The sequence below is a fragment of the Candidatus Planktophila sp. genome, assembly GCA_030681675.1.
GTDB lineage: Bacteria > Actinomycetota > Actinomycetes > Nanopelagicales > Nanopelagicaceae > Planktophila.
On record JAUXRP010000002.1, the window covers coordinates 1 to 12,056 of the forward strand.

11 protein-coding genes are annotated in these 12,056 nt (G+C 46.8%); 3 read left to right on the forward strand and 8 right to left on the reverse strand.

Annotated features, from left to right (window positions below):
- A partial coding sequence (glnA, locus tag Q8K48_00010) for a type I glutamate--ammonia ligase (GenBank protein ID MDP1850785.1) occupies positions 1–1,361 on the reverse strand: 1,361 nt, incomplete at its 3' end.
- Between the two features lie 161 nt (positions 1,362–1,522).
- Between glnA and Q8K48_00015 the strand changes: the two genes are divergently transcribed.
- A complete protein-coding gene (locus Q8K48_00015) occupies positions 1,523–1,894 on the forward strand; it encodes an RDD family protein (protein MDP1850786.1) in 372 nt (123 codons plus the stop codon).
- Here Q8K48_00015 and Q8K48_00020 read toward each other — a convergent pair.
- From Q8K48_00020 to lipB, 4 genes are read right to left on the reverse strand one after another with little or no spacing between them, the layout of a single operon-like run.
- Positions 1,891–2,565, reverse strand: a complete 675-nt coding sequence (locus tag Q8K48_00020; GenBank protein ID MDP1850787.1) for a DUF4191 domain-containing protein — start codon at positions 2,563–2,565, stop codon at positions 1,891–1,893. The genes Q8K48_00015 and Q8K48_00020 overlap by 4 nt on opposite strands.
- Positions 2,566–2,569: 4 nt before the next feature.
- Positions 2,570–3,268, reverse strand: coding sequence for a lysophospholipid acyltransferase family protein (locus Q8K48_00025; protein ID MDP1850788.1), 699 nt, complete (start codon positions 3,266–3,268; stop codon positions 2,570–2,572).
- A complete protein-coding gene (gene lipA, locus Q8K48_00030) occupies positions 3,261–4,166 on the reverse strand; it encodes a lipoyl synthase (protein ID MDP1850789.1) in 906 nt (301 codons plus the stop codon). Before lipA ends, Q8K48_00025 begins: the two co-directional genes overlap by 8 nt.
- 23 nt (positions 4,167–4,189) lie before the next feature.
- Positions 4,190–4,846: a lipoyl(octanoyl) transferase LipB gene (gene lipB, locus Q8K48_00035; protein MDP1850790.1), complete on the reverse strand. Its 657-nt coding sequence runs from the start codon at positions 4,844–4,846 to the stop codon at positions 4,190–4,192.
- A gap of 66 nt (positions 4,847–4,912) precedes the next feature.
- Here lipB and Q8K48_00040 point away from each other — a divergent pair, with 66 nt between their 5' ends.
- The gene (locus Q8K48_00040; protein MDP1850791.1) at positions 4,913–7,054 is read left to right on the forward strand and encodes an MMPL family transporter; all 2,142 of its coding nucleotides are present in this window, start codon (positions 4,913–4,915) and stop codon (positions 7,052–7,054) included.
- Positions 7,055–8,071: a Gfo/Idh/MocA family oxidoreductase gene (locus Q8K48_00045; protein MDP1850792.1), complete on the forward strand. Its 1,017-nt coding sequence runs from the start codon at positions 7,055–7,057 to the stop codon at positions 8,069–8,071.
- A gap of 1 nt (position 8,072) precedes the next feature.
- On the opposite strand, the gene Q8K48_00050 is transcribed toward Q8K48_00045, so the two are convergent.
- Genes Q8K48_00050 through lpdA form a run of 3 tightly spaced genes read right to left on the reverse strand, consistent with a single transcriptional unit; the run spans position 8,073 to position 12,037 of the window.
- Positions 8,073–8,963, reverse strand: coding sequence for a TIGR01777 family oxidoreductase (locus Q8K48_00050; protein MDP1850793.1), 891 nt, complete (start codon positions 8,961–8,963; stop codon positions 8,073–8,075).
- Between the two features lie 7 nt (positions 8,964–8,970).
- The gene (gene sucB / locus Q8K48_00055; protein ID MDP1850794.1) at positions 8,971–10,656 is read right to left on the reverse strand and encodes a 2-oxoglutarate dehydrogenase, E2 component, dihydrolipoamide succinyltransferase; all 1,686 of its coding nucleotides are present in this window, start codon (positions 10,654–10,656) and stop codon (positions 8,971–8,973) included.
- 13 nt (positions 10,657–10,669) lie between these two features.
- Positions 10,670–12,037 carry a dihydrolipoyl dehydrogenase gene (lpdA, locus tag Q8K48_00060; GenBank protein ID MDP1850795.1) on the reverse strand — a complete coding sequence of 456 codons (1,368 nt, stop codon included), beginning with the start codon at positions 12,035–12,037 and terminating at the stop codon, positions 10,670–10,672.
- Positions 12,038–12,056: the final 19 nt, after the last annotated feature.

The following is a 12,056-nucleotide window of genomic DNA, read 5'->3' on the forward strand; positions in this document are numbered from 1 at the left end:
CGCTTGAAATCAATCCATGTATCGATGAGATCCTTAGTAAATACTCCACCTTTGAGCAAGAACTCGTGGTCGCGCTCTAAATTATTGAGCACTTCATCGAGTGAACCTGGTACCTGTGGAATTGCCGCAGCCTCTTCGCCAGTTAACTCGTAGAGATCTTTATCAACTGGGGCAGGTGGTTCTATTTTGTTAATGATTCCATCAAGACCGGCCATGAGCATTGCAGCAAATGCTAAATAAGGATTCGATGATGGATCTGGGCAACGGAATTCAATGCGCTTGGCCTTTGGGTTAGATCCTGTAATTGGAATGCGGATACAGGCCGAGCGGTTACGGGCTGAGTAAACAAGATTAACTGGTGCTTCATAGCCTGGAACTAAGCGGCGATATGAGTTAACCGTTGGATTAGTGAAGGCAAGAAGTGATGGTGCATGTTTGAGCAGACCGCCGATGTAGTGACGAGCCATCTCGGATAAGTCACCGTAGCCATCTCCAAAGAACAGCGGAACGCCTTCTTTCCAGAGTGATTGGTGAACGTGCATACCTGAGCCATTGTCTCCGAAGAGTGGTTTAGGCATGAAGGTTGCAGTTTTTCCGCCCTGCCACGCTGTATTGCGCACGACGTATTTGAATTTCATAATGTCATCGCCGGCATGCAAAATATCGGTGAAGCGATAGTTGATCTCCATCTGACCTGCAGTTCCAACTTCATGGTGAGAGCGCTCAACTAGTAAACCAACTTTGCCGAGCTGCATAACCATCTCATCGCGAAGATCTGCGAATTGATCCGTTGGAGATACTGGGAAATATCCGCCTTTAACACGTGTGCGATATCCGCGATTAGGAGTGCCGTCTGCATCCTCTTTTATTCCGGTATTCCATGCACCTTCATAGGAATCAATCTCATGGTAGGCAGTGTTGATATCGGTTTTAAAGCGAACACGATCAAATACATAGAACTCTGCCTCTGGTGCAAAGAATGCAGTATCAGCGATGCCTTGATCGCGCATGAAGTCAACGGCCTTGGCGACCACGCCGCGTGGATCGCGGCTATAAAGAGAGTTATCACTTGGATTATGAACAGAGAAGAGAATAATTAATGTTTTCTCTTTGCGATAGGGATCAAGGTAAGCCGACTCTGGAACGGGCAAGAGTTTCATATCTGATTCGTGGATCGATTGGAAACCGCGAATTGATGAACCATCAAACATTAAACCATCAGTGAAAACAGCTTGATCGAATGATTCAACTGGAACATTAAAGTGATGCTGGATTCCAGGAAGATCTGTAAAACGAACATCAACTAACTTGATATCTTCCTTCTTAATATATGCAAAAATCTCTTCTGAGTTCTTAAACATGCTTCTCCCAATTCACATGTGACACGAAAAACCGCCGTATCAGTTGCAGATCTCTCGGCATTGAGCATCTCTGCGCTGTGGCAAGAATAAGTCTTTTGCGTCAAAAGGGCATAACCGCCCTGTTACAGCCATGTTACGAAATTGACCTCTAGGCTAGGAGCATGGATTCAAAAGCTAGGGATGTGAGCTTGGGTCGACGCCTTGTCGCAATTACTCTGGATTGGCTCGCTTGCTATGCCATCGTCGCTGCGCTTTCAGGGGGGATCGGTCATATGGGGCCACGTCAATCTCCGATTATTTTGGCGCTCTTTTTCATGGAGGTGTGGGTTCTTACCTCACTTACTGGAGCTTCACTTGGTCAGAAAATCTTTGGCATGCGCGTTGTGCGATTTTCAGATGGGGCGTCGGTTTCACCGATGCAGGCTCTGGTTCGCACACTATTCTTAGTTTTGGTCGTAACTGCTGTGACATATGACGAAAACGGTCGTGGAATCCACGAACGAATTAGCGGAACTGTTTTGGCTAGGGTTTAGCGCATCTTTGGTGCGCGAGTCGGCATTGGACCCTTTGGGATTGGCATGGATAGACCACCTACGGCCTTCAAGCGCGCACGTACTTCACGCATCTGATGGGCAGTTAATTTTTTAGGCATTTTTTGCAGCTTCTTTTGAAGTTTGCGCAAGGGTACTTGTCCCTTTTCATCGCCAATGACGACGAGTTCGATTGGAACACCTGGTGCAAAGCGCTCGGTCTTTTTTCGCTCTTCGATGAGCATCTGGTTAACTCCATGCGAGCCTTCTCCAGTTAAAACGATTCCTGCACGACCAACACTTCGGTGAACCATATCTTGGTTACGTGCGACGGCAACTGCCGGGGTAGTAGTCCATCCTTTACGGATCGCCATCAAGACACTAGCTCCAGCGCCCATCTGGCCTTCAATTGATGAGTAAGCGGCAGTGCCGGCTTGGCGAGTAAAGAACAAGAGAGACATAAGAAAAGCAAGCGGCAAGAAAATAAATCCAAAGTAAATTGGGTGGCCTAGACCAAATCCAATCCCGATTCCAATGATCCATGTGACGAGAAAAATTCCAATGAGAGCATATGGAATCCATGGCTTCACAACTTTCGTAACGCTATAAGCATCGCGGAAAGTTTGGAAACGTGGCGTCTTGATCTTTTTTTCTTTTGCTTTTCTCTTAAACATGTGCCTAGTTTAGTGGGGCAGGGGCCGTTCCACCAAGGCGGGTAGGTGCCCAGCGCTGACCCACATGGCTATCAGGGTAATTCTCTTGAACTTGGTGGAGCATTCCAAGAAGTGTTTGGCGAAGATGCGCTTCAGCAACTTCGAGGTCTTCACCTTTCTTATAGAAAATCGGTTCTCCAAAGATTACGGTGACTGGAATATGTTTGCGACGCAGATTTCGCTTTACTCCCTTAGTCCAAACTCTCTGACTGCCCCAAATAATCGTTGGAATAACTGGAACACCTGCGCCCATTGCAAGACGAACTGCGCCAGATTTTAAACCTTTAATCTCAAAACTCGTGGATACCGTTCCTTCAGGAAAAATTCCTATTATTTCGCCGGATCTTAAGGCACGCAGAGCTGCAACAAAAGATGCTGCGCCATTTTCGCGATCTACATTTATGTGGTGCATCCCGCGCATTAGTGGACCTGCGAGCTTGTTATTGAAGACCTCTTTTTTTGCCATGAAGCGAACATATCTACCTGAAGGCAATGCCGCCGTACCGGTAATTGCGAAATCTAAATAACTCACGTGATTAATCGCTAAAATCGCGCCATCTTTTCGTGGAATATTTTCAACACCTTGAAAGTCAAATTTAAGATCTAAATATTTCCAGAGTGATTTGATTGCAACGATAACTGGGGGATATACGAGATCAGCCATGAGTTGCTTTAGCCGCCATTGCCTGTCGATATAAACGTCCAGCACGATAACTTGAGCGTACGAGTGGTCCACTCATTACGCCGAGGAATCCTGCCTCAGTTGCCTCGCTTGATAGCTCAACAAACTCTTCGGGCTTGACCCAACGTACAACTGGATGATGGCGATTAGTAGGGCGTAAATATTGGGTAATCGTAATTAAATCACAGCCAGCACTACGTAGATCTATAAGGGCTTGTGAAATCTCTTCACGTGTTTCACCCAATCCTAGAATTAAATTCGATTTGGTAATGAGACCAAATTCGCGGGCCATGGTTATCACACGTAAGGATTTTTCGTAAGTAAACGCTGGTCGAATCTCTTTAAAGATTCTTGGTACAGTTTCTAGATTGTGGGCGAAAACTTCTGGCTGAGTTTCAAATATTTCGTTAAGAAGCTCGCTTTTGGCATGAAAATCAGGGGCTAACATTTCAACTCCGCAGCCAGGGTTCAATTCATGCACCTGTCTTATAGTTTCGGCGTATAACCAGGCGCCTTCATCGGGCAGATCATCTCGAGTAACACCAGTGATTGTTGCGTAAGCAAGCCCCATTGCCTTTACAGACTCGGCGACTTTACGTGGCTCCTCTCGATCGAGTGGATCGGGTTTTCCAGTATCGATATTGCAAAAGTCGCAACGTCGAGTGCACTTATCTCCACCGATTAAAAATGTCGCCTCCTTATCTTCCCAGCACTCAAAGATGTTTGGACACGCTGCCTCTTGGCAGACTGTATGTAAACCTTCACTTTTTACCAATGATCGAAGCCTGGTGTATTCAGGACCCATATTTGCTCGAGTCTTTATCCAATCGGGTTTGCGTTCGATTGGAGTTTGCGCATTGCGGGCCTCAATTCGAATCATTTTGCGACCCTCAGGGGCGATGCTCATATGCTCACTCGCTTCAAAGATTCAAAGATGTAGCGCTCAACAACTGGTTCAACTTCTTCAATCGTAATCTCGCGACCCAACTCTTTTTCCATTGAAGTTACGGCGGCATCGGCAATTCCACACGGAATAATCTGATCAAATGCAGTTAAATCAGGGCAGACATTTAAAGCAAAGCCATGCATAGTAACGGCCTTGGCTACACGTACTCCGATCGCGGCGATTTTACGATCACCATTTTCATCGCGAATCCAGACTCCCGAGCGCCCAGCAAAACATTGCGCGTTTATTCCAAACTCAGCACAGACTTGAATGAGTCCAGCCTCGATTTCACGAACAAAGCCAACGATTTCGGTGGGTCTAGCTAATCGGACAATTGGATAGCCAACTAATTGACCAGGTCCGTGCCATGTGATTCTTCCGCCTCTATCGACATTGATAACTGGAGTTCCGTCGTGTGGTCGCTCCGACGCATCACTTCGACGCCCTGCGGTGTAAACCGAGGGGTGTTGCAAAAGTAGAAGCGTGTTCGGCCGTTTATTTTCAACAACTTCGCCGTGAATTGTTCGCTGAATTTCCCAAGCTTTTTCGTAATCGATGAGACCATGGCGGGCCAGGGCAATTACAGAATCGTGGGGGGTAGTTACTACAGGCACATCCCTAGCCTAAAGGTAGGATTGGGTACTTACCAATTAGAAAGAGAACAAATCGTGGGTCCAGTTGTGAGAAAAAAGAGCCGACGCCCATTCATCACGTCACTCATCGTGATTTTCCTCTGGTTGGGAGCAAGTGGAGTTTTTGGCCCACTTTTCGGCGCGCTATCGACAGTTCAAGAAAATGATAACTCCTCCTTTTTGCCCCAAAGCGCTGAATCAACTCAGGCATCAAAGATTATTACCCAATTTTCTGCCGATCAGACTCAGACGATTCCAACACTCATTCTCTATTTAGGCGAAGTTGACGAGTCCAAAGTGGCAGAGCTTAACCTGCACTTGGCTGGGCTTGCTTCAAAACCAATTATTGGATCAGATATTGCTATTTCAAAGTATTTAATTCCTGGTCAACCAATCTTTGCCTTTGCATCGCAAGACAAAAAGGCGATTCTTGTAAGTCTGCCACTTACCTTTGATTCGGCTCAAGATTTATTGCCGAATGATAAACCCGTGCTGCCGGAGATCATAAAAACTCTTCGAGAGGATTCGGCCGCTTACGCTAAAGCCAATGGGTTGACCGCAAACGTAACCGGTATAGGTGCGCTACTGGGAGATCTCTTTGGAGCCTTTAGCGGTATCGACTCATCTCTTTTATTTACTACGCTTATAGTTGTTGCGTTTATATTAATAATCGTTTATCGATCCCCTGTTTTATGGATTTTGCCGCTTTTCTCATCAGTGATAGCCCTATCTACGGCTGGTGGAATTGTTTATTTATTAGCTAAAAATAATGCGATTGATTTAAGCGGTCAGTCCCAGGGAATTCTCTCGGTCTTAGTCTTAGGCGCAGCAACGGACTATGCGCTACTTTTAATTTCACGTTATCGCGAAGAGCTACATCACTATGCCTCACGATTTGATGCGATGAAGGCAGCTTACAAGGGCATCTTTGAACCAATTCTTGCTTCGGGTTTAACCGTCATCGTTAGTTTATTAGTTTTACTCCTTAGTGATCTCTCCAGTAATCGAGGACTTGGTCCAGTGGGAGCGATAGGTATCGCCGCTTCAATGATTACGATTTTAACTTTACTCCCGGCACTTTTAGTGGCATTTGGAAGATGGATTTTCTGGCCACGAATTCCGCGCTTTGATGATGTTAACTCTCAACTCGAAGGAACTTGGGCAAAAATCGGTGCAGGTGTTCGAAAGCGTCCCCGTAAATTGTGGATTGTAACCTCAGTAATTCTAGTAATTCTCGCCGGTTTTTCTACGACGTTAAACGCTAAAGGTCTGTCGACGGCCGACTCTTTCACTAAAAAACAGGAATCAGTCGTTGGTTTAGAGCTTTTAGGTCAACACTTTCCTGGTGGAGCAGGACAACCAACAGAGGTTATTGTTAATGAAGCTTTGGCTAACTCAGTGAGTGAAGCACTCATGAGAGTCGAAGGAGTCGCATCAGTTGAACCACTGCGTGTGACTCCAGTTATTCCTGGACAGCCACTCTCAGATGTAAAAACTCTCAATGGCCAAGTTGTTTTAAATGCAACACTATCGCTTAACCCTGATTCAATTGAAGCACGGGATGTCATACCAGTAATCAGAGAAACCGTGCACGCTATTGATCCAAATATATTAGTCGGTGGCTCAACTGCCGTTGCATTTGACACAGATGTCGCGGCCGATCACGACAATAGAACGATTATTCCAATCGTTCTAGTTTTAATCACACTTATACTTGGTTTACTTCTTCGAAGTATTATTTCGGCGCTTCTCTTACTGTCAACGGTGGTGCTCTCATACTTTGCAACATTGGGGGCTTGTCAATTGGTCTTTGAACATATATTCAACTTCAAAGGGGCAGATACATCTTTTCCTCTATTCGCATTTATTTTCCTAGTTGCTCTTGGCATTGACTACAACATTTTCCTCATGACTAGAGTTCGAGAAGAGAGTACAAAAATCGGTACTCGAGCCGGCGTGATAAAGGGGTTAACTGTCACTGGTGGTGTGATTACTTCTGCCGGAATTGTTTTAGCTGCAACTTTCGGAGTTCTTGGTGTTCTACCTTTGGTCTTTTTAGCTGAATTGGGCTTTGCAGTAGCCTTCGGTGTTTTACTTGACACTCTCATAGTTCGAACGATTTTAGTTCCAGCATTGGCTTATGACATCGGCGGGAAAATCTGGTGGCCATCAAAGTTGCAGTACAAGTAAATGGACCTGCGTGTAGGAATTGTCGGCTATGGATTAGCCGGGCGCTACTTTCATGCTCCGTTACTTAAAGGGTGTGGTTTCGAAGTAGCCGCGATTGTGACCACAAATGAAATTCGACAGAGCCATGCGCACAAGGACTTTCCAGGTGTAAAAGTAGTCGCCACGAGTGAAGAGCTTGTGAAGGAGCGGTTAGATCTCGTAGTAATCGCTTCAGCAAATATCGCACACGCACATGATGCGTTGAGTGCAATTGATGCAGGTATCCCGGTGGTTATAGATAAACCTATGGGCCGAACCTATGCTGAAACTAAGGCAATAATCGATGCCGGTCTAAAGGCTGGAACTCCAGTTTCGACATTCTTTAATCGAAGATGGGATAGCAACGCATTAACTATTAAACGTGTCTTAGCCAGTGGAGTGTTAGGGCAGATCCATAGACTGGAGTCACGTTTTGAGCGCTTTCGACCACACCTAAATGCGCAGTCATGGCGAGAAAACATGAGCGCTGCCGAGGGTGGAGGTCAGTTATTGGATTTACAGTCCCATTTAATATCAACGGCTATAGATTGGTTTGGTTCTGCCGAACTTGTTATGTCTTCGGTTCGATCTTTGCGAGGTGGGGCCGATGATGACTCTGTTGTGGTTTTGCGCCACGCTGGAGGATTAATGTCGTATCTATCGGCAAGTGCAGTCGTTGGCGCACCGGGTCCTTGTGTTCGAATGCTTGGTACTCAAGGCGCACTTGTAATACATGATTTAGATCCGCAAGAGGATTTATTGAGAAGCGGAAAATATCCAGCGGGTGGCACGTGGGCAGAACCAACTTCCTCTAGAGCTTTCATTCACCGCGGCACTGAGGTAGAAGAAATCGCCAGTGAAAATGGAAACTATGCTTTGTTTTATATCGCTGTTGCCGATGCAATTACAGGTAAAGCTCCTTGGCCAATTGCTAATGATGATGTTTTATTAGTGGCGCAGTTAATTGATCAAGCACGTGAGGGTTCAGTTCAGGATTAAATTAGCTTTCAACTAGGGCTTTCAGCGCCTCGGTTATGTGGGGGTAATCCCATGTAAAGCCGGCATCTTGCAAAGCCTGTGGTATTACGCGCTTCGAACCTAAAACTTCAATCGAAAAACCGCCGAGAGCGATTTTAAGTGCAAATGCCGGAGCTGGAAAAAGAGCGGGACGGTGTAGAGCGCGAGCTAGCGCAGAAGTGAATTCTAAGTTGGTTACAGGGTTAGGTGAAGTTAAATTTACAGGACCAGAAATATCTTCTACAAGTGCGAAATCAATGGCACGAACAAGATCGTGGAGAGTAATCCATGACCACCATTGCTTACCGCTGCCAAGTTTTCCGCCAAAACCTAAGCGAAAGAGTGGAAGCATCTTTCCAAGGGCGCCTCCAGTCGGATCTAAAACTAACCCTGTACGTAATTTTACTGTTCGGACCCCGGATGCTATATCGGCCGCGGCCTCCCATTCATGGCATGTGGCTGCAAGGAAATCATCACCCACTCGATCAGATTCAACCACTGCTCGATTGCCGCTCTCGCCATACCAGCCGATGGCACTGGCAGATATAAATACATCTGGCTTAACTTCGGCCACCGCTTTTGCAATTGTAGTAGTACCCATTAACCGAGAGTTAAGAATTTCCGCTTTGTATTTTTTACTCCAGCGTTTATCGGCAACAGGTGCGCCAGCTAAGTGGATAATTGCATCGACGCCTTCGAGCGCGCTCAAATCTACATATCCAGTATTTGGATCCCAAGTCACTTCATCGACTGCGACTGGCGCTCGACGTACTAGACGCTGAACTGTGTGACCCTCGGACTTTAGGTGACCAACGAGGGAGGTACCAATTAGCCCGGATGAGCCAGTAATTGCTATACGTTCAGGAACTCTCATATCTTTTTTACAGACCTAAATCTGATTCAAAAGCTCCACCTTCAAGTCGCTCTTTAAGAGTGACCAAGAAGCGCGCAGCATCTGCACCATCTACAACACGATGATCGTATGAAAGAGCGAGATAGACCATGGATCGAATTGCGATGGACTCCCCGCCATCTTCACCACGAACAACCATTGGACGTTTTACAACTGCGCCAATTCCCAAGATTGCAACTTGAGGCTGATTGATAATCGGAGTATCGAAAAGTGCGCCGCGACTTCCGGTATTAGTCAAAGTGAAAGTTCCACCGCCGAGTTCATCTGGAGTGACTTTATTTTCGCGAGTGCGTGCAGCAAGGTCGGCAATTTTTCGTGCAATTCCACCCATATTTAAATCGCCGGCATTAGCAATTACGGGGACTAGCAAACCTCTCTCAGTATCCACTGCCACGCCGAGGTGCTCGGCGCCGTGGTAGGTAATTTGGTCACCTTCGACAGATGAGTTCAGTACTGGATGTTGCTTCAAAGCCTCACAGATAGCAACTGCAAAAAAAGGAAGGAAAGAGAGTTTGACTCCTTCGCGCGCTTCAAAATTTACCTTAGAGCGATCGCGTAAACGAGCAATTTTAGTTACATCAACTTCAACAACCGTTGTGAGTTGTGCGCTCACATGAAGTGATTCAAGCATTCGAGCCGCGATAACTTTGCGCAACCGTGTCATTGTTACAGTCGTCCCACGAAGAGGGGAGACAGCAACGCTCGTTGGTGTTGAAGTTTTTGCTGCGGGGGAAGAAATATTTTGAGTTTGAACTGACACTGCTACCGGCTTAGAGAGGGCTTCAATATCTTCACGGCGAATTCTTCCGCCAACGCCTGTGCCTTTAACATCGGCTAGGTTTACTCCGAGATCATTAGCGAGTTTGCGAACAAGGGGTGTTACATAGACATCCATTGGTTGGTTTATTTGTGCAGGAACTATTGCAGCGGCAACTAGTGCTGCGGGGGCTGCGACCTGAGTTGGAACCTCGGAGACAGCAATCTCAGCCATTGGCTTGGACACTACTGGCGCAGCAACGGCGCCAGTTACACCGATGAGTGCTAATCGAGCACCAACTGCAACAGTCGTATCGATAGGCACATCTATGGCAAGCAAAGTTCCGGCGACCGGCGATGGAATCTCGGTATCAACTTTGTCGGTTGACACTTCAAGTAAGGCCTCATCAACTGCAACAACGTCTCCAACGTTTTTCAACCAACGAGTAACAGTCCCCTCACTTACGCTTTCACCAAGGGCCGGCATTGTGATGACCGTGCCTGCCGTTGTCACAACTTGAGCTGGAACCTCGGACACAGCAAGCTGAGTTAGTGGCTCGGACACAGCTGGTGCGACGAGCGCGGGCGTTTCAACCACGTCAACCGTTTGCATAACTTGGGCTGGAACCTCGGACACAGCAACCTGAGTTCGTGGTTCGGACACATCGGAAATTACTGCAAGCTCGGCTCCGACCGCAACGGTTTGATCAATCTGAACAACAATTTTGGTAAGAACTCCTGCTACGGGTGAGGGAATTTCGGTATCTACTTTGTCAGTTGAAACTTCTAGAAGTGGTTCATCTACATTGACATGATCGCCTTCGGCTTTGAGCCAACGAGTGACCGTACCTTCGCTCACGCTCTCGCCAAGCGCCGGCATAGTTACTGAAAATGTCATTTCATCTCCTTGATTATCCGTGAGCGTGTAGCGGTTTGCCTGCAAGTGCCATGTGGGCTTCGCCCATAGCTTCTGAAAGCGTTGGATGTGGGTGAATTAAAGATGCAACGTCATCTGCACGCGCCTCCCAGTTAAATATTAATTCGGCCTCAGCTAATAACTCACCGACGCGTGCACCGACCATATGCACACCGAGAATCGGGCCATTTTTTTCAGCAATTAATTTTATTGAACCAGCGGTATTGAGTATCTGAGCCTTACCATTTCCAGCTAAGTCATAGCTCAGTTCAATCACATTGTGGCCACGCTTCTTAGCTTCTGCCGTTGTTAAACCCACAGATGCAACTTCAGGATCTGAGTATGTAATGCGTGGTATTCCATCGTAGTTGATTGGACGCGGACTTAGCCCTGCAATCTCTTCAGCTACGAGCATCCCTTCTGCAAAGCCAACGTGGGCTAACTGCAACGTTGGAATTAGATCGCCAACGGCCCAGATCCCAGGAACATTTGTACGACACTTGTTATCAACTAATACATAACCACGATCCATCGCAACGCCGGCCGCCTCATAACCGAGATTTGCCGACACTGGACCGCGACCAACTGAGACCATGAGTAGTTCGGCGGTAAAAGTCTTGCCATCTTCAAGAGTTACGGTTACGCCCTCGGAGTTTTTTTCCATGGATTTGAAAAATACGCCGAGTTCGAAATTGATTCCACGTTTTCTAAAAGCGCGCTCCAACTGTTTGCTCGATGATTCATCTTCGAGTGCAATTAAGTGAGGCAGGCCTTCAATGATTGTTACTTCGGCACCAAATGATTTCCAAACCGATGCAAACTCACAACCGATGACACCGCCTCCCAGCACGATGACACTCTTTGGCACATAATCTAACTTCGTTCCATGGTCGGAGGTAATAACCTGGTGACCATCTATTTCAACTCCCGGAAGGCTTTTAGCATACGAGCCAGTTGCTAGGACGATATTTTTACCGGTGTAAATCTGACCATTAACTTCAACAGAGTTTTTTGAGACAAGTTTTCCGTGGCCTTCGACATATGTAATTGCGCGAGATTTAATTAAACCTTGCAAACCTTTGTACAGACGAGAGACAACGCCATCTTTGTAACTGTTAACTCCAGCCATATCGATTCCTTCGAAAGTGGATTTAACTCCGAAGCGAGCGCTCTCACGGGCGCTATCGGCAATTTCACCGGCATGTAAAAGCGCCTTTGTCGGAATACAGCCTTTATGCAAACACGTGCCACCAACTTTTTCGGCCTCAATGAGTACAACGCTTTTACCTAATTGCGCACTGCGTAGGGCGCAGGCATAGCCGCCGCTTCCGCCGCCGATAATGACAAGATCAAACTCAGACACGAATCTAACGACCTTTCAC